The following is a 19,612-nucleotide window of genomic DNA, read 5'->3' on the forward strand; positions in this document are numbered from 1 at the left end:
CAGGGATGAGGATAGGGTAGCCGAACAAGTTAGGGCAGCCTTTGCTAATTCAGGGAGGAATTCGTGGTGCGTGCCCCGGCAGGCTCGGAGGACATCCGCGCGGAGGTCGCCGAGCTGCTCGGCGTCCGCGCCGACGCGATCCACCCGGGCAGCAACCTGATCGGCCAGGGCCTGGACTCCATCCGGATGATGACGCTCGCCGGTCGCTGGCGCCGCCAGGGCATCGCCGTCGATTTCGCCGCCCTGGCCGCGGCGCCGACGATCGAGGCCTGGTCCGAGCTGGTGACGGCCAGCCCGGGCGCCCCGGCGGCCGAAGTTCCGCCCGCCGACGCCGAACCATCCGCGGAGGGCGAGCCCTTTCCGCTCGCCCCGATGCAACACGCGATGTGGGTCGGCCGCGAGGACAACCAGCAGTTCGGTGGTGTCGCCGGGCACCTCTACGTCGAGTTCGACGGCGGCCCGATCGACCCGGACCGGCTGCGGGCCGCGGCCAACCGGCTGGCGCTCCGCCATCCCATGCTGCGGGTGCGATTCTCACCGGACGGCACGCAACGCATCGCCGCGCCCGACGAATGCGGGGATTTCCCCGTCACGGTGGTGGACCTGCGCGACCAGCGCGACCTGGTCGAGCCGCGCCTCGCTGCCCTGCGCGAGGCCAAATCGCACCAGCAGCTCGACGGCGCGGTGTTCGAACTCGCGGTGACGCTCCTGCCCGACGGGCGGTCCCGGCTGCACGTCGATCTGGACATGCAGGCCGCCGACGCGATGAGCTACCGCACGCTGATGGCCGACCTGGCCGCCCTCTATCTCGGCCGGGAACTGCCCGAATTGGGTTACACCTACCGCGAATACCGTCTTGCCATCGCGCGCCAGGATGCGCAACCTCAGCCGCAGCGCGACGCCGACCGGGATTGGTGGGTCCAGCGCATTCCCGACCTGCCGGACCCGCCCACGCCGCCGTCGACGGGCACGCGCGACTCACACACCAGCACCCGCCGCTGGCATTGGCTCGACCCGGCAACGCGCGACGCGCTCTTCGCCCGCGCCCGAGCCCGCGGCATCACCCCGGCGATGGCGTTGGCCGCGGCGTTCGCCGACGCGCTGGCCCGCTGGTCCTCGCCGCGGTTCCTGCTCAACGTGCCGCTGTTCGGGCGCCAGGCGCTGCACCCCGACGTCGAAAAGTTGGTCGGCGACTTCACCTCGTCGCTGCTGCTCGATGTCGACCTGACGGAGGCCGACACCCGGGCCGCGCGGGCGCGCGTGGTGCAGGACGCGATGCGGACCGCCGCCGCCCATTCCTCCTACCCCGGGCTGTCCGTGCTGCGCGACCTCAGCCGCCACCGCGGCACCCAGGTCCTGGCGCCGGTCGTCTTCACCAGCGCGCTGGGCCTCGGGGAACTGTTCGGCGCCGACGTCACAAGCCAATTCGGCACACCCGCGTGGATCATTTCCCAGGGACCGCAGGTACTGCTCGACGCACAGGTCACCGAGTTCGACGGCGGCGTCCTGGTGAACTGGGACGTGCGCGACGGCGTCTTCGCGCCGGGCGTCATCGACGCGATGTTCGCCCACCACATCGACGAACTGCTGCGGTTGGCGTCCAGCGACGACGCATGGGACGCCGCCGCTGTGCGGGACTTGCCGGACGCGCAGCGCGCGGTGCGCGAGGCGGTCAACGGCTGCAGCGCCCCGCCGAGCGGGGAGACCCTGCACGACGGCTTCTTCCGGCGCGCCGAGCAGCAACCCGACGCGCCCGCCGTCTTCGCGAGCTCCGGTGACCTCACCTATGCACAGCTGCGCGAGCAGGCGCTGGCCCTGGCCGCCGCGTTGCGGGCGGCCGGAATCGGCGACGGTGACACCGTCGCGGTGATGGGCCCGAAGACCGCCGAACAGCTGCCGGCGCTGCTGGGCATCCTGGCCGCCGGCGGGGTGTACCTGCCGATCGGCGTCGACCAACCGCGCGATCGCGCGGAGCGCATCCTGCACACCGGCGGGGTGCGGCTGGCCCTGGTGTGCGGCGGGCAGCCGCTGTCGGTGCCGGTGCCCGCGTTGGTGATCGCCGACGTTCTCCGCGAGGCACCCGCGGTCACCGACTTCCGGGCCGCCGCAACCGATCCCGCCGAGCTCGCCTACGTGCTGTTCACGTCGGGCTCGACCGGCGAACCCAAGGGCGTCGAGCTGACCCACGACGCCGCCATGAACACCGTCGAATTCCTCAGCCGCCACTTCGATATCGGCACGGCGGACCGTTGCCTTGCCCTCTCGACGCTGGAATGCGACCTGTCGGTGCTCGACGTCTTCGCAACACTGCGGGCCGGCGGCTCGATCGTCGTGGTCGACGAGGCGCAGCGACGCGATCCCGACGCGTGGGCCCGGCTCATCGACACCCATCAGGTCACGGTGCTGAACTTCCTGCCGGGCTGGCTGGAGATGCTGGTCGAGGTCGAGGCCAGCAGCCTGTCGTCGCTGCGGGTGGTGGCCACCGGCGGCGACTGGGTGCGGCCCGGCCTGGCCCGCCGGCTGCTGGCGCGTGCACCGCACCTGCGCTTCGCCGGCTTGGGCGGCGCCACCGAAACGGCGGTCCACGCAACCATTTTCGAGGTCGACGCCGACATGCCCGGGGAGTGGACCGCGGTGCCCTACGGCAAGCCGTTCCCCAACATCGCCTGCCGCGTCGTCGGCGACACCGGCGCCGACTGCCCGGACTGGGTGGCCGGTGAGCTGTGGGTGTCCGGCCGCGGCATCGCCCGGGGCTATCGCGGACGCCCCGAGCTGACCGCCGAGCGTTTCGTCGTCCACGACGGCCGAACCTGGTACCGCACCGGCGATCTGGCCCGCTACTGGCCGGACGGCACCCTCGAGTTCGTCGGCCGCGCCGATCACCGGATCAAGATCAGCGGGTATCGCGTCGAGCTCGGCGAGATCGAGGCGGCGCTGGCGCGGGTGCCCGGGGTGCGCGCGGCCGTGGCCGCCCTGGTGCCCGGCTCCGGCTGCGCCGACGTGCTGGCGGCCGCAGTCCGCCTCGACGACGCCGCGTTGACCGCACCGCGGATCCGCGAGCTTCTCACCGATCTCGTTCCCGCGCACATGGTTCCGCAGCACATATCGCTGGCCGACCGCATCCCGTTCACCGACGGCGGCAAGATCGACCGGCGCGCGGTCGGCCGTCAGCTGGCCGCGGCGGTCGCCTCCGGCGACGCGTCCGCGCCGTACCAGGGCCCGCGCACGCAACTGGAACGGGCGCTGTGCCACATCATCGCGGACCTCCTCGACCGGGACACCCATGCGGTGGGTGTGCACGACGACTTCTTCTCGCTCGGTGGCGATTCCGTGCACGCCACGCAGGCCGTCGTCGGCATCCGCCAGTGGCTCGACTCGCCGAGCGTGATGGTCGCCGACGTCTTTGCCGCCCGGACCGTCGCCACGCTGGCCGAGTTGCTGACCGGCCGGGAAGCCAACGGCGACCGGCTCGAGCAGGTGGCCGACGTGTATCTCGAGATCGCGGACATGTCCAGCGTCGACGTGTTCTCCGCGCTCGACCAGCCCGAGCCGGCGCGGCGCGAGTTCAAGCCGTGGGTGAAGCGGTTCACCGCTGCCACCGCGCGCGGCTCGGTGGTCGTGTTCCCACACGCCGGCGGTGCCGCCGCGGCGTATCGGCCACTGGCGAAAGCGTTGTCGGCCAACGGCGTCGACACCTACGTGGTGCAGTACCCGCAGCGGGCCGACCGGCGGAACCACCCAGCGGCCGAGAGCATCGGTGAGCTGGCCCACGAGTTGTTCGAGGCCGGCGACTGGAGCTCGGCGGCTCCGCTGAGCCTGTTCGGCCATTGCATGGGCGCCGTCGTCGCGTTCGAGTTCGCCCGGGTCGCCGAACGCAACGGCGTGCCGGTGCGCGTCCTGTGGGCCTCGGCCGGGCAGGCCCCCTCCACGGTCGACGCCTACGGACCGCTGCCGACCAGCGGCAGCGGGGTGCTGGCGGACATGATCGATCTCGGCGGCACCGACCCCGAGCTGCTGGACGACGAGGAATTCGTCGAACTCCTGGTCCAGGCGGTGCAGGCCGACTACCGCGCCCTGAACGCCTACTCATGCCGCCCCGACGTGCGCATCGCCGCCGACATTCACGCCGTCGGTGGCGATCGCGATCACCGGATCAGCCGGGAAACCCTGGCGCGCTGGGGAGCCCACACCTCCGGCCGATTCACGGTGTCGGAATTCGACGGTGGCCACTTCTACCTCGATGATCACCTCGACGCGGTGGCCCGGATGGTGAGCGCCGATGTCCGATAACGACCCGGTCGTTATCGTCGGGTTCGCCCTCGAGGCGCCCGGCGGCGTGGAAACCGCCGACGACTTCTGGGCGTTGCTGTCCGAACAGCGGGAGGCGCTCGGCCCGTTCCCCACCGACCGGGGCTGGGAGCTTCGTGAGGTGTTCGACGGATCCCGCCGGGACGGCTTCAAGCCCATCCACGACCTTGGCGGATTCCTGTCCAGCGCAACGACATTCGATCCGGAGTTCTTCGGCATCTCACGACGGGAAGCGACGGCCATGGACCCCCAGCAGCGGGTCGGGCTGCGGGTGGCGTGGCGGAGCGTGGAGAACAGCGGCATCAACCCCGACGACCTCGCCGGTCACGATGTGGGCTGCTACGTCGGCGCCTCCGCGCTGGAGTATGGCCCGGCGCTTTCCGAGTTCTCCGACCACAGCGGACATTTGATGACCGGGACGTCGCTGGGTGTCATCTCGGGCCGCATCGCCTACACGCTGGACCTGGCGGGGCCGGCGCTGACGATAGACACCGCCTGCTCGTCGGCGCTCGCGGCGTTTCACACCGCGGTCCAGGCGATCCGGGCCGGCGACTGCGACCTCGCGCTCGCCGGCGGCGTGTGCGTGATGGGTAGCCCCGGCTATTTCGTCGAATTCTCTTCGAAGCACGCGCTGTCCGACGACGGCCATTGCCGACCGTACAGCGCGCTCGCCAGCGGAACCGTCTGGGCGGAGGGCGCGGCCATGTTCGTGCTGCAGCGCCGGTCCCGGGCGGTGGCCGACGGGCGTCGCGTCCTCGCCGAGGTGCGCGCCAGCTGCCTGAACTCCGATGGACGCAGCGACGGGCTGATGGCCCCCAGCGACGACGCGCAGCTGCGACTGTTCCGGCGCGCCATCGTGCAGGCCGGAGTCGAGCCCGTCGACGTCGGGATGGTCGAGGGGCACGCCACCGGCACCCGGCTCGGCGACCGGACGGAACTGTGGTCATTGGCGGCCAGTTACGGCACCGCGCCGCCCGGGCGCGGGCCGCTCCTGGGTTCGGTCAAGTCGAACATCGGCCACGCCCAAGCTGCCGCCGGCGGGCTGGGCCTCGCCAAGGTGATCTTGTCCGCCGAGCACGCCGCCGTGCCCCCGACGCTGCACGTCGACGAGCCCAGCCACGAAATCGACTGGGAGAACCAGGGTTTGCGGCTGGCCGACAAGCTGACACCGTGGCGGGCCGTCGACGGGTGGCGAACCGCGGCGGTGTCCGCGTTCGGGATGAGCGGCACCAACACCCATCTGATCGTCTCGATGCCGGATAACGGGTCGCCCGATGCCCCTTAAACGACTGCCCGACGGTCGCGTCCCGGTGCTCCTCAGCGCGCACGCCGACGATCTCGTGTGCGCGAACGCCGGCGCGATCGCCGACTACCTGGAGCGGTGTCCGGAAACGACCGTGGCCCAGGTGGGCGGTCAATTGCTGAGGACCCGGCGGGTGCGCCGACACCGCGCGGTGCTGCGCGCCGCCGACCGGGCCGAGCTCATCGGCGGGCTGCGGGCGCTGGAAGCTGGGCGCGAGCATCCGCTGGTCGTCCGTTCCGCGCTGAATTCCGCGCCCCGGCAGGCCTTTGTGGTTCCCGGTCAGGGTGTCCACTGGCCGGGCATGGGCGCCGTCGCGTACCGGGCGCTGCCGAGCTATCGGGCGGCGGCCGATGACTGCGTCGCGGCCTTCGAGGCCGCCGGCCACGTGTCACCGCTGCGCTACCTGACGGCCGCGGACGAATCGCAGGCCTTCTCCGAAATCGAGGTGCAGGGCGGGCAATTCGTCCATGCGGTCGCGCTGGCGGAGGTGTGGCGGTCGTGCGGCGTGCTTCCCGACCTCACCGTCGGCCAGAGCCTCGGCGAGGTGGCCGCGGCCTTCGTCGCCGGCACCATGACATTGCCGGACGCCGTTGCCGTCGTCGCGGCCCGGGCCGCCGTGGTGGACCGCCTTCCGGGTCGCTACGCGATGGCGACACTGGGCGTCGGCGCCGACGCGGCCGGCGCGCTCATTGCGGCGGCGGACGGCTGGGTCGAGCTGGCGGTGGTGCACTCCGCGTCCACCGTGGCGGTGTCTGGCGAACGCGACGCCGTGCTGGCGATCGCCGACGCGGTTCGCTCGAGCGGTCAGTTCGCCCGCGAGATCACCGCGGGATTCCCGGGGCACACCAGTGTGCTCGAGCCGCTGCGCGAGGAGTTCGCGGCGCGGCTGCCGGCCTCCGAATTCATCGAGGCCCCCGTGCAATTCATCGGCGGCGCCACCGGCGACGTGGTCGCGTCCGACGAGCCCTTCGCCGACTACTGGTATGCGAACCTGCGCAACACCGTGCGATTGGACCGCGCGTTCGCGGCGGCGATCCGGCGCGGCGCGGGGTCCTTCGTCGAGTTGTCGGCCCATCCGGCGCTGCTGTTCACGATCGGCCAGATCTTCGAGGCGGACGCGCCGGACGGCCCGGCGGTGCTGGTCGGTTCGGGTCACCGCGACGAGCCGGTGCTCGAGGCGCTGTCGGCGAACATCGTCGCCGCCGCCGCGGCCGACCCCGGCTACGCCTGGGGTGACTACCTCGGCGGCCCGACCGCCGGCGACGTTGGCCTACGGGGATTTCCGAACGCACCGATGCGCGCGGTCCCTATGTGGGCGCACCCGGCGCCGCTGCCACCCGTGGCCGCTGCCGGAGCGCCCGACGTCGCGATGGAGCACTGGGAGCGGGTGGCGCCGCCTACCGCGGTCGCGGGATCGTCGGCGCGGGTCGCGGTGATCGAACTCGGCGCCGAAAGCCCGTTGGCCCGACCGCTGCGCGCGGCGATCGATTCGCATCCCGCCGCCGCCCTCAGCGCACCTCGGGACGCGGAGATCGTCGCGGTGATCGCGCCGGCCTTCGACGGGGCCGACGCGCAACGGGCCGCCGAGGCGCTCACCGGCCTGGCCGCGGCCGGGCTGCTCGACTACGCGGACGCGCTGGGTCCCCGTTGCCACACGGTAGGCCTGCTCACCGTCGCCGCCGAGCGCGTCGGCCCGCACGACGCGCCGCCGTCCGCCGCCCACGCGGCCCTGGCCGCGATGCACCGCAGCGCCGGATTCGACCACCCCGAGCGGGCTTTCACCCACGTGGACCTGCCGTCGTGGGAGTTGACGCCCGCGGCCGGGTCCGCCGCCGTCGACGCGTTGCTGTCCGGCGCGGGCGAACTCGCGCTGCGCGGGCACGCGTTGTTCGAGCGCTCGTTTCGCGACGTGCCGGCCGCGGCGCCATGGCCACTCGACTCCGGGGTGCTCGACGACGTCGTCATCACCGGCGGTGCCGGCGCCATCGGCCTGCACTATGCCCGCCATCTCGCCGAGCGCGGCGCGCGGCGCATCGTCCTGCTGAGCCGCCGCAGCGCGGATCCCGGGGTGCTGAAGGCCTTGGCGACCGAGCACGGCACCGAGCTGGTGGCCGCGCCCTGCGACATCACCGATCGGGCCCAATTGGCGCTCACCGCAACAAAATACGGGGGCGCCGGCGCGTCGTTGATCGTGCACGCGGCCGGCAGCGCCGGCTTCGGCGCCGGGGCCACCCCGACGGAGGCCGCCCTCACGGACGCCTTCGCCGCCAAGATCACCGGCCTGGCCCACCTCGCCGAACTGTGGCCCGCCCGCGCGCAAGCGCGAATGCTGGTGTGCTCGTCGGTATCCGGGCTGTGGGGCGGACGCGGGCACGCCGCCTACTCGGCGGCCAACCGCCTGCTGGACCACCTGGCCGCCGAGCTGCGCGCCGCGGGCCGGCACTGCGTGGCGGTGCGGTGGGGCCTGTGGCAACCCGCGAGCGGCGAGTCGGGGCGGGGCATCGTGGCTGCGGCCGAGGTGGAAAACATCGAGCGTTCGGGCCTGCGCCCGATGGCGCCGCGGGACGCGATCGAGGCCAGCCTGCGCGACTGGCGCGACGACCCGCTGGTGTTCTCCGCCGACGCGGCCCGGCTGCGAATCTTCCTGAGCGGCAGGCGGTCCGAACCGACCGACCACCGCTCCAGCGCCACCGAGCTGCCCGTCGTCGACGCGGTGCGCAGCCAGTTGGCCGCCGTCCTCGGCATCGAGCGGACCGGCGAACTGAACCTCGGCGAATCGCTGTTCGACCTGGGCGTCGACTCGATGCTGGCGCTGGACCTGCGCAAGCGCCTCAAACGGACGATCGGCCGAACGGTCTCGCTGGCGACGCTGATGGGCGACATCACCGGCGCCGAACTTGTCGAACAACTCGAGGGCGCCGACGAGCGCCCCGACACAGCACAGAAGGTGGACGTTTCGCGTGACTGACATCGCCGACACCGGCGCCCGCCTGGAACTGCTTCGTCGCAGGCTGGCCGATCGCGGCCTCTCGGCGGACACCGGCGAACCCGATGCTCCCGACGACCGACTCTCCGACGGCCAGGCCCGAATGTGGTTCGTGCACCTGGCCGATCCGAGCGGCGCGCTGCTCAACGTGTGCGTCTCCTATCGGCTCACCGGCGACATCGATCTCGCGCGGCTGCACGACGCCGTCGACGCGGTCGCCGGTCGGCATCCGATCCTGCGCACCACCTACTCCGGCGGCGACGACGGCACCCCCCGGCCGGCCGTGCACGACGATCTGCGCCCGGGCTGGGCACAACACGACCTGACCGCGCTGTCGGAACACGCGCGCCGGCTTCGGCTCGAGGTGCTCGCCCAGCGCGAATTCTCCACCCCCTTCGACCTTTCCACCGACGCGCCGCTGCGGATCACCGCCGTGCGCATCGCGGCCGACGAGCATGTGCTGCTGTTGGTGGCCCACCACATCGCCTGGGACGACGGCTCGTGGCGGGTGTTCTTCGACGACCTCACCGACGCCTACCGGGGCGCCCAACTGGCGCCCTACCGAGGCTCGGCGCCACCCGCACCCGACACCACCGACGCCGACCTCGACTACTGGCGCGCCGTCATGGCCAGCCCGCCGGAACCGCTCGAGCTCCCCGGGCCGGCCGGGACGACCATGCCGACCAATTGGCGGGCCGCCCGCACCGAACTGCGGCTGTCCGGCGACACCGCCCAGCGGGTGATCGCGGTGGCGCGCGACACCGGCTGCACCCCATACATGGTGCTGCTCGCCGCCTTCGGCGCCCTCGTGCATCGCTATACCCACAGCGACGACTTCCTGGTGGCCGCACCGGTGCTCAACCGCGGCGCCGGAACCGACGATGCCATCGGATATTTCGGTAACACGGTGGCGCTGCGGCTGCGACCGCGGCCGGCGATGAGCTTCCGCGAGTTGCTCAAGTCCACCCGCGACGTGGCGACCGGGGCGTTCGCGCACCAACGGGTCGGCCTCGGCCGCGCCGTGCGCGAACTGAACCCCGATCGCCGCCACGGCGCGGAGCGGATGACCCGGGTCAGCTTCGGGTTCCGTGAGCCCGACGGCGGCGGGTTCCGGCCACCCGGCGTCGAGTGCGAGCGTTACGGGTTGCGCAGCAACGTGACTCAGCTGCCGCTGGGCTTCATGGTCGAATTCGACGGCACCGGTGCGCTGGTGGAGGCCGAACACCTGCTCGAGATCCTCGAACCCGCGCTGGTGCGCCAGATGCTGCAGCACTTCGCCGTGCTGCTCGACGATGCGCTGACCGAACCGGACCGGCCGCTATCTGGGCTGGCGCTGCTGGACCAGGCCGACGCCGCCTGGCTGCGTGAGGTGTCGCACGGCGAGGCGTTCCGGACCGCCCCCCGGACCCTCGCCGACCTGGTGTCCGAGCAGGCCGCGCGGACCCCCGACGCCATCGCCGTCGCGTACGAGGGCCGCCGGTTCAGCTACCGCGACATCAACGAGGCGGCAAACCGGTTGGCGCACTGGTTGATCGAGAAGGGGATCGGCAGCGAGGACCGCGTCGCCGTGCTGCTGGACAGGTCGCCTGACCTGGTGATCACCGCGGTCGGCATCGCCAAGTCCGGTGCGGTGTACGTACCGGTGGACCCCACCTACCCGCGCGACCGGCTCGAGTTCATCCTCGACGATTGCGACGCGAAGCTGGTGCTGCGCGAGCCGATGGCCGGCTTGGACGCCTACCGAGCCGAGGACCCCACCGACGCGGAGCGGGTCCGGCCGCTGCGGCCGGACAACACCGCGTACCTGATCTACACGTCGGGTACCACCGGGCTGCCCAAAGGCGTTGCGGTGCCGCACCTTCCCGTCGCCGAATACTTCGTCTGGTTCCGGGGCGAGTACGGGGTGGACCACTCCGATCGGTTGCTGCAGGTCGCCTCGCCAAGCTTCGACGTGTCGATCGCCGAGATCTTCGGCACGCTGGCCTGCGGGTCGCGCATGGTGATCCCGCGCCCCGGGGGACTCAACGACATCGGCTACCTCACCGCCCTGTTGCGCGACGAGGGAATCACGGCAATGCATTTCGTGCCCTCGCTGCTCGGCTTGTTCCTGTCGCTCCCCGGCGTCAACCAGTGGCGGACGTTGCAGCGGGTGCCCATCGGCGGCGAACCGCTGCCCGGCGAGGTGGCCGACAAGTTCCACGCGACCTTCGACGCGCTGCTGCACAACTTCTACGGTCCGACCGAAACCGTGATCAATGCCAGCCGGTTCAAGGTCGAGGGGCCGCAAGGCACCCGCATCGTGCCCATTGGCCGGCCCAAGATCAATACCACGATGCACTTGCTCGACGATTCGCTGCGACCGGTGCCGGTCGGCGTGATCGGCGAGATATACCTGGGCGGAACGCATCTGGCGCACGGATACCATCGCCGTGCCCGGCTGACCGCCGAGCGGTTCGTCGCCGACCCGTTCAATCCCGGCGCCCGCATGTATCGGACCGGGGACCTGGCGCGCCGCAACGCGGACGGCGACGTCGAGTTCGTGGGCCGCGCCGACGAGCAGGTCAAGATCCGCGGCTTCCGGATCGAACTGGGCGACGTCGCCGCGGCCATCTCGGTCGACCCGACGGTCGGCCAGGCGGTCGTGGTGGTCAGCGACCTGCCGGGACTGGGCAAGAGCCTGGTCGGCTACGTGACGCCCGCCGCGGGAACGCCCGAGGTCGACCTCGACCGCATCCGGGCCCGCGTCGCCGCGGCGCTGCCCGAGTACATGGTCCCGGCGGCATACGTTGTGCTCGACGAGATCCCGATCACCGCGCACGGCAAGATCGACCGGGCCGCGCTGCCAACCCCGGAGGTGAGTTCCGGCGCGGAGTTCCGCGAACCGGAATCGGCGACAGAGCGGCGGGTCGCAGACCTGTTCGCCGAGCTGCTCGACCGCGACCGGGTCGGCGCCGACGACTCGTTCTTCAACCTGGGTGGCCACTCGCTGCTCGCGACGAAGTTGGTCGCGTCGGTCCGTACCGCATTCGGCGTCGACATCGGCGTGCGCGACGTTTTCGAACTCGCGACGGTGGCGCGGCTTGCCGCGCGCATCGACGCCACGGATCAGGCGTCGGCGCGGCCACGGCTGATCGCGCTGGACCACGGCGGGCCGGCTCGGCTCTCGCCGTCGCAGCTGCGCAGCTGGTTCACCTATCGCTTCGACGGGCCCAACGCCGTCAACAACATCCCGTTCGCGGCGGCGTTGCGGGGCCCCTGCGACACCGACGCGCTGGCGGCGGCCGTCACTGACGTCGTGGCGCGACACGAGATCTTGCGCACCACCTACCGCGAGATCGACGGCGTCCCACACCAGATCGTCCGCCCGCCCGCCGTGGTTCCGGTGCGCCGCGCCGACGGGCCCGACGAGGAATGGCTTGGGGCCCAACTGGATGCGGAGCGCCGCTACGTCTTCGACCTGGAGACCGACCTGCCGATCCGGGCGGCGGTGCTGGGCACGCCCGACCGCAATGTCTTGTCGGTGGTGACGCACCACATCGCCGGCGATCACTGGTCCGCCGGTGTGTTGTTCACCGACCTGCTCACCGCATACCGGGCCCGCCGCGGCGGCCGCGCTCCCGACTGGGAACCGCTGCCCGTGCAATACGCCGACTACGCCGCGTGGCAGGCGGCGCTGCTGGAGGACAGCGCCGGCATCGCCGGACCGCAGCGGGACTACTGGACCCGCCAGCTGGAGGGGCTGGCACAGGGAAACGGCCTGCGCCCGGACTTCCCGCGGCCGGCCGCGCTCTCCGGCGCCGGTGATGCCGTCGAGTTCGGGTTCGGCCCCGCCACCCGCGCCAAGCTGGCCGCCCTGACCCGCGAGCTCGGCATCACCGAGTTCATGCTGCTGCAGGCCGCCGTCGCGGTGGTGCTGCACAAGGCCGGCGGCGGCGCCGACGTCCCGCTCGGCACCCCCGTCGCCGGGCGCAACGAATCCGACCTGGATCGCCTCGTCGGGTTTTTCATCAACATCGTGGTGCTGCGGAATGACCTGCGCGGCAACCCCACCCTGCGTGAGCTGCTGCTACGGACCAGGGACATGGCGCTGGCCGCGTACGCACATCAGGATCTGCCGTTCGACCAAGTGGTGGACGCGGTGCGTCCCGCGCGCGCGCTGTCGCGCAACCCGCTGTTCGACGTGGTGGTCCACGTTCGCGAACAGTTGCCGCAAGACCGCGTGATCGACAGCGGGCCGGACGGTGACACCACCTTCACCGCGCTCGAGCCGGACTTCGACGTGGCGCACGCCGACATGTCGGTCAACTTCTTCGCACCCGATTCGTTGTCTGATGGCTACCGCGGCCACGTCATCTATCGCCCCGAGCTGTACCGGCGCGCCACCGCGGAACGGTTCGCCGAGTGGCTGATCCGTGTCATCGAGGCGTTCGCCGACGATCCCGATCAACGGTTGCGCGACGTCGAGATCGCCGACGCGCAAGAACGACAGCGCATTCTGGCCCGGTCCGACGCGGGAGCCGGGGCCGCCGGGGTGTACCTGCTGGACTCCTGGCTGAACCCCGTCCCGGCCGGGGTGGTGGGGGACGTCTACTACGGTGGCACCCCGGCGGTCGTCGGCCGGCTGGCGGGGCCATCGCTCACCGCGACACGTTTCGTCGCCGATCCGTTTGCCGCCCAACCGGGTTCGAGGCTGTACCGCAACGGCGAGCGCGGCATCTGGACCGAGGACGGTCAACTCCAGTTGGTCGCCGATGTCGAGCCACCCGCGCCGGCACCGGCGCCCGCGGGCCCGGCCGAACCGCCCGGCACCGCCACCGAGCGGGCACTCGCCGAAATCCTCGCCGAGATGCTCGGGACGGGTGAAATCGGCCGGCACGACGAATTTTTCAACCTCGGCGGGGACAGCATCCTCGCCGTGCGGGCCGCCGCGCGGGCCCGCGACGCCGGACTGCCGCTGACCCCGCGGATGATCTTCGAACACCCCGTGCTCCACGAGCTCGCCGCCGCGCTGGACGCCAAGTCGACGGCCGAAACCGAACCCGAGAGCGCGCAGGTAAGTTCGCACGCGCCGATGAGCACCTCGGGGCTTTCCGCCGAGGAGCTGGCTGCCCTGACCTCGTCCTGGGGTGATCGGCCGTGACCCGAGCCGACCCGCGGCCGGCCATCGAGGACGTGATGGCGCTCAGCCCCCTGCAGCAGGGGCTGTTCTCGATGGCGACGCTGGCCTCCGAAGAGGGCCCGGACGCCGACCCGTACGTCATCGCGATGGCCGCCGACGTGGTGGGCCCGCTCGACGTCGCGTTGTTGCGCGAATGCGCCGCGACGCTGCTGATGCGGCACCCCAACCTGCGGGCAAGCTTCATCCACGGCGACCTGAGCCGGCCCGTCCAGGTGATACCGAGCAGCGCCGAGCTGCCATGGCGCTGTGTGCGCGCCGAGCCGGACCAGGTCGAGGCGCTGGAAGCCGAAGAGCGCCAACGCCGTTTCGACGTGGGTCGCGGACCGCTGATCCGGTTCCTGCTCGTCGAATTGCCGGAGCAGCGGTGGCACCTGGTCATCGTCGCGCACCACATCGTCATCGACGGGTGGTCGCTGCCGCTGCTGGTGTCCGAACTGCTCGCCCTGTATCGGGCCGGGGGAGACGCCGCCGCGTTGCCGCCACCGCCGCGGCCGTACCGCGACTACATCGGCTGGCTTGCCGACCGGGACCAGGCGGCCAGCCGCGCCTTGTGGGCCGAGCACCTGCGCGGCATGGACGGGCCCACCCTGCTTTCGCCGGCGCTGGCCGCAACCCCACCGGCGGCGGGCGTGCCCCGCCGCACCACGCTGCGCCTCGACCCCGAGGCCACCGCCGCGCTGGCCGACGCCGCCCGCGCCCGCGGCGTCACCCTCAACACGCTCGTCCAAATAGCCTGGGCGGCAATACTATCCGTCTTCACCGACCGCGACGACGTGACGTTCGGGGTGACCGTGTCCGGCAGGCCGGGCGAATTGCCGGGCGTCGAATCGATGGTCGGCATGTTCATCAACACCGTCCCGTTGCGGGTGCGCCTGGACCCGCGCGAGCCGGCCGGGACGCAATGCCTTGCGCTGCAACGCGAATCCGCCGCGCTGCGGGACCACAGCTACCTGGGCCACGCCGAGCTGCGGGCCATCGCCGGTGTCGGTGAGTTGTTCGACACCCTGCTGGTGTACGAAAACTTCCCGCCCGGCGAGGTCGTGGGGGCCACCGAATTCGTCGCAAACGGCGCGACGTTTCGTCCGGTGGCGCTCGAGAGCGTGTCGCATTTCCCGGTGACCATCGCCGCCCACCCGAGCGCCGAGGGGCTCACGGTGCTGGTGGAGGTGCTCGACGGCGCGCTGGGCGCGCTGGCGCCCGAAGACCTCGGCAGTCGGCTGCTGGCGGTGGCGCAACGGCTGGTGGACAAGTGGGACCGGCCGCTGCGCGAGGTCGATATTCTGCTCGACGGCGAGCGCGACCCGGCCGCCGCGGACCCTCTGGAGGCGCCGGCGGTCGCGGTGCACACCCGGTTCGCCCAAATCGCTGCCGCGCAACCCGATTCGACGGCGGTCAGCTGGGAAGACGGAAGGCTGACCTACGGCGAGCTCGACGCGCTCGCCGACCGGCTGGCGGCCGCGCTGCGGCGGGCGGGCGTCGGCAGCGAGACCCCGGTCGCGATCATGCTGCCCCGAAGCCCGAACTACGTGGCCGCCATGCTGGCCGTCCTGAAAGCCGGCGGCATGATCGTGCCGCTGGACCCGGGGATGCCGGGCGAGCGGGTCGCCGAGATCCTGCGCCAGACGTCGGCCCCGATCGTCGTCGACGACGGATTCGTCACCAATTCGGCTGCCGGGAGCGCCGATTACCGCGCGGTCACGGTGCCGCCGGACCACGCGGCCTACGCCGTTTTCACCTCGGGCACCACCGGGGCGCCGAAGGGCGTCATCGGTACGCACCGCGCGCTAGCCGCGTACATCGACGACCACGTCGAGCGCGTCCTTCGGCCGGCCGCCGCGCGCATCGGGCGACCGCTGCGCATCGCGCATGCCTGGTCGTTCACCTTCGACGCGGCGTGGCAGCCGTTGGCGGCCTTGCTCGATGGGCACTCGGTGCACGTCGTCGACGACGAGCGTCAGCGCGACGCCGAGACGCTGGTCGACGTGATCGACCGCTTCGACCTGGACATGATCGACACCACACCGTCGATGTTCGGCCAGTTGCACAACGCGGGGCTGCTGCGCCGGGTGCCGCTGGCGGTCCTCGCGCTCGGCGGCGAGGCCCTCGGCGTCGCCGCGTGGCGCGCGATCCAAACCGAATGCGCCCGAACGGCGATGACCGCCTTCAACTGCTACGGACCCACCGAGACCACGGTCGAGGCCGTCGTCGCGGCCATCGGCGAACACGCCCGGCCGACCATCGGGCGCCCGACCCGGAGCACCCGCGCCTATGTCCTGGACGCCTGGCTGCGGCCGGTGCCCGACGGGGTCGCCGGCGAGCTGTACCTGGCGGGCGACCAGCTGACCCGCGGCTACCTGGGGCGCGCGGCCGAGACTGCAACGCGTTTCGTCGCCGAGCCGAACGGCCGGGGCGCCCGCATGTACCGCACCGGAGATGTGGTGCGCCGCATGCCCGACGGGGGGCTGGAGTTCCTCGGGCGCAGCGACGACCAGCTCAAGATCCGCGGGTTCCGCGTCGAGCCCGGCGAGATCGCGGCGGTGCTCTGCGGCCATGACGGGGTGCGCGGCGCCCACGTGCTGGCCCGCCACCACGCAAACGGGCCCCGGCTGACCGCGTACGTCGCGGGCGGGCCCGACCGGCCGGCGGCGGCCGAACTGCGTGCGATGCTGCTCGATCGGTTGCCGCGTTACCTGGTTCCTCATCACATCGTCGTCCTGGAAGAGTTGCCGCTGACCCCGCACGGCAAGATCGACGAAAAGGCCTTGGCGGCAACCGATATCGTCGATGGCCCCGCCGTCCCGCCCGCGACGCCGACCGAGTCGGCGCTGGCCCAGGCGTTCACCGACGTCCTGGGCGGCACCGACGTCGACGTCACGGCGGGCTTCCTGGAACTGGGCCTGGACAGCATCTCGGCCCTGTCGGTCGTGCAGGCCGCCCGCCGCCGCGGCATCGCGCTGCGGGCCAGGTCGATGGTGGAGTGTGACAGCATCCGCGAACTCGCCGCGGCGATCGACTCCGACACCGCCCGGCGCACGGCCCCGGACGGCGCGGCCGAGGCCGGTGAACCGATCCCGGTGTTGCCCAGCGTTCATTGGCTCTACGAGCACGGCGATGCCCGGCGGCTCGCGCAGACCGAAGTCATCAGGCTGCCCGACACGATCACCCGGGACGGTCTGGACGCGTTGCTGCGCGCGGTGATCCACGGGCACGAGGCGTTGCGATGCCGGCTGGACCGCGATGCGATGACGCTTGTCGCACAGCCGGATGTCGACATCCTCAGCGAGGCGTGGGTGGGGGGCGATCCGACCAACGACGTCGCCAAGCATGTCCGCGCGGCGGTGGAGAGCCTGGACCCGCAGGCCGGTCGGCTGCTGTCCGCGGTGTGGCTGCGCCGACCGGACGAGCCGGGCGTTCTGGTGCTGACGGCCCACGTGCTGGCGATGGACCCGGCCTCGTGGCGCATCGTGCTGGGCGAACTCGACGCGGGCCTGCACGCCCTGGCCGCGGGACGCACGCCCACGCCGGCCCGCGAGCACACCACCTACCGACAGTGGTCGCGTCTACTCGCCGAGCGGGCCAAAACGCTGACCACCGAAGCATTTTGGGCGGCCGAACTGCGGGGCGACGATCCGCCGCTGGGCGCCCGCAGGCTGCGCCCGCAGACCGACCGCGCCGGCGACCTGGCGATCACCGTCTCGGCCTGCGGGCCGGAGGTCACCGGTCGGCTGCTCTCGGCGGCGCAGCCGATAGGCGAACTGCTGATCACCGCGGCCGCCCGCACGGTCACCGCGTGGCGGCGGCGACGCGGTCAGGACACGCCGGCGCCGTTGTTGGCGCTGGAGACGCACGGCCGCACGGAATTCGGGCTGGACACCGATACCGGCGACACCGTCGGGCTGCTGAGCGCGATCTACCCGTTGCGCATCCACTCCGACGGGCCCACCGACTTGGCCCGCATCCCCGGCAGCGGTGTCGATTACGGCCTGCTGCGTTACCTGCGGCCCGATACGCGGCTGCGCGAACTCCCCGAACCCCAACTGCTGCTCAACTACCTCGGCAACCTTCACGTCGGCGTCGGGGACCTCGAGCTGGACCGCGAGCTGATGGCCGAGGTCGGCCGGGTGCCCGAGCCCGAACAGGCGGTGCGCCACGAACTGACCGTGGTGGCGGGCATCCTCGGGACGGGCGCCGCGCGCGTGCTGGCCACCCAGTGGCGGGCGCTGCCGGACATTCTGAGCGCGGCGGAAATCGGTGAGCTGCAAGGACTTTGGACCGAGACACTGCGGGAGATGGCGGAATGAGCACACTGGCGATCCTCGGCGCCGGAGCCAAGGCGGTGGCCGTCGCGGCCAAGGCAGCGGCGCTGCGCGACATGGGAGTTGAGGTCCCCGACATCGTCGCGGTCGAACGCATCGGGGTGGCGGCCAATTGGCAGGCCAGCGGCGGATGGACCGACGGCGCGCACCGGCTGGGCACCAGCCCGGAAAAAGACGTCGGGTTCCCGTACCGCTCTTCGCTGGTACCGCGGCGCAACGCCGAACTCGACGAGCGGATGACCCGCTACAGCTGGCAGTCGTACCTGATCGCAACCGCGTCGTTCGCCGAGTGGATCGACCGCGGCCGGCCGGCGCCGACCCACCGCCGGTGGAGCCAATACCTCGCCTGGGTCGCCGACCAGGTCGGCCTGAACGTGGTGCACGGCGAGGTCGAACGGCTTGCCGTCGGTGGCGATCGCTGGCTCCTGCAAACCCACGAAACCATCGTGCACGCCGACGCCCTGATGATCACCGGCCCCGGCCAGGCCGAAAAGTCATTGCTGCCGGGCAATCCGCGCGTGCTGTCGATCGCCCAGTTCTGGGACCGGGCCGCGGCGGACGACCGGATCAGCGCCGAGCGGGTGGCGGTGATCGGTGGCGGTGAGACCGCCGCGTCGATGCTCAACGAGCTGTTCCGGCACCGGGTTTCCAGCATCACCGTCATCTCCCCGCAGGCGACATTGTTCACCCGGGGCGAGGGGTTCTTCGAGAATTCGCTGTTCTCCGACCCCACCGACTGGACCGACCTGACGCTGGACGAGCGCCGCGACGCGCTGGCGCGCACCGACCGCGGGGTGTTCTCGGCGAACGTGCAGGAGGCGCTGCTGGCCGACGACCGCATCCACCACCTGCGCGGCCGGGTCGCCCACGCCGTGGGGCGCGAGGGGCAGATCCGGTTGACGCTGTCCACCAACCGCGGCAGCGAGAACCTCGAGACGGTGCACGGGTTCGATCTGGTGATCGACGGCTCCGGCGCGGACCCGCTGTGGTTCACCTCGCTGTTCGGTCAGGACGTGCTCGACTTGCTCGAACTCGGGCTGGGCGGTCCGCTGACCGCCGACAGCCTGCAGGAGGCGATCGGCTACGACCTGGCCGTCACCGACGTCAGCCCAAAGCTGTTCCTGCCCAACCTTTCCGGACTCACCCAGGGTCCCGGATTTCCCAACCTGAGCTGCCTCGGATTGCTTTCCGACCGGGTGCTGGGCGCGACTAAGCTATTAGCAGGTTCGGGGACACAACGAACGACGAGGAGAAGCGATGAGCACCAACCCCTTCGATGACGACGGCGGCTCCTTCTACGTGCTTGTCAACGGCGAGGAGCAGCACTGCCTGTGGCCCGCGTTCGCCGAAATCCCGACCGGCTGGCGCGCGGTCTACGGCGAAGCGAGCCGGCCGGAGTGCCTGGATTATGTCGAAGAACATTGGACCGACCTGCGCCCCAAGACCCTGCGCGAGGCCATGGCCGGCGACTGAGCGCCGGTAGCGTGCCCGTACCGTGACCCCTCCGAGACCAAGAACAA

At 71.6% G+C, this 19,612-nt stretch carries 7 protein-coding genes; all 7 read left to right on the top strand.

The features are described 5' to 3' along the window. The first annotated feature begins 63 nt into the window (after positions 1-63). Genes A9X00_RS09895 through A9X00_RS09925 form a run of 7 tightly spaced genes read left to right on the top strand, consistent with a single transcriptional unit; the run spans position 64 to position 19,565 of the window. Complete coding sequence (locus tag A9X00_RS09895; protein ID WP_067152405.1) at positions 64-4,290, top strand: non-ribosomal peptide synthetase; 4,227 nt, start codon at positions 64-66, stop codon at positions 4,288-4,290. Beyond that, positions 4,280-5,593 (top strand): polyketide synthase, encoded by a 1,314-nt coding sequence (locus A9X00_RS09900; RefSeq protein ID WP_067152407.1) that lies wholly within the window; start codon positions 4,280-4,282, stop codon positions 5,591-5,593. The genes A9X00_RS09895 and A9X00_RS09900 overlap by 11 nt, the downstream gene beginning before the upstream one ends. Beyond that, on the top strand, positions 5,583-8,579 hold the full coding sequence (gene mbtD / locus A9X00_RS09905; RefSeq protein ID WP_067152409.1) for a mycobactin polyketide synthase MbtD: 2,997 nt from the start codon (positions 5,583-5,585) through the stop codon (positions 8,577-8,579). Before A9X00_RS09900 ends, mbtD begins: the two co-directional genes overlap by 11 nt. Next, positions 8,572-13,737, top strand: coding sequence for a non-ribosomal peptide synthetase (locus A9X00_RS09910; RefSeq protein WP_067152411.1), 5,166 nt, complete (start codon positions 8,572-8,574; stop codon positions 13,735-13,737). Before mbtD ends, A9X00_RS09910 begins: the two co-directional genes overlap by 8 nt. Further along, on the top strand, positions 13,734-18,077 hold the full coding sequence (locus A9X00_RS09915) for a non-ribosomal peptide synthetase (protein WP_197515115.1): 4,344 nt from the start codon (positions 13,734-13,736) through the stop codon (positions 18,075-18,077). Before A9X00_RS09910 ends, A9X00_RS09915 begins: the two co-directional genes overlap by 4 nt. Further along, on the top strand, positions 18,074-19,372 hold the full coding sequence (mbtG, locus tag A9X00_RS09920; protein ID WP_067152413.1) for an NADPH-dependent L-lysine N(6)-monooxygenase MbtG: 1,299 nt from the start codon (positions 18,074-18,076) through the stop codon (positions 19,370-19,372). Before A9X00_RS09915 ends, mbtG begins: the two co-directional genes overlap by 4 nt. After that, positions 19,350-19,565 (top strand): MbtH family protein, encoded by a 216-nt coding sequence (locus tag A9X00_RS09925; RefSeq protein WP_067152415.1) that lies wholly within the window; start codon positions 19,350-19,352, stop codon positions 19,563-19,565. The genes mbtG and A9X00_RS09925 overlap by 23 nt, the downstream gene beginning before the upstream one ends. Positions 19,566-19,612 lie beyond the last annotated feature (47 nt).

The organism is Mycobacterium sp. 1245805.9, from assembly GCF_001672915.1.
Taxonomy (GTDB): domain Bacteria; phylum Actinomycetota; class Actinomycetes; order Mycobacteriales; family Mycobacteriaceae; genus Mycobacterium.

Excerpts from the sequence above, each read along its gene's own strand:
- A9X00_RS09925 (WP_067152415.1), top strand. The coding sequence starts at position 19,350 with ATGAGCACCAACCCCTTCGATGACGACGGCGGCTCCTTCTACGTGCTT.
- A9X00_RS09900 (WP_067152407.1), top strand. The coding sequence starts at position 4,280 with ATGTCCGATAACGACCCGGTCGTTATCGTCGGGTTCGCCCTCGAGGCG.
- mbtG (WP_067152413.1), top strand. The coding sequence starts at position 18,074 with ATGAGCACACTGGCGATCCTCGGCGCCGGAGCCAAGGCGGTGGCCGTC.
- mbtD (WP_067152409.1), top strand. The coding sequence starts at position 5,583 with ATGCCCCTTAAACGACTGCCCGACGGTCGCGTCCCGGTGCTCCTCAGC.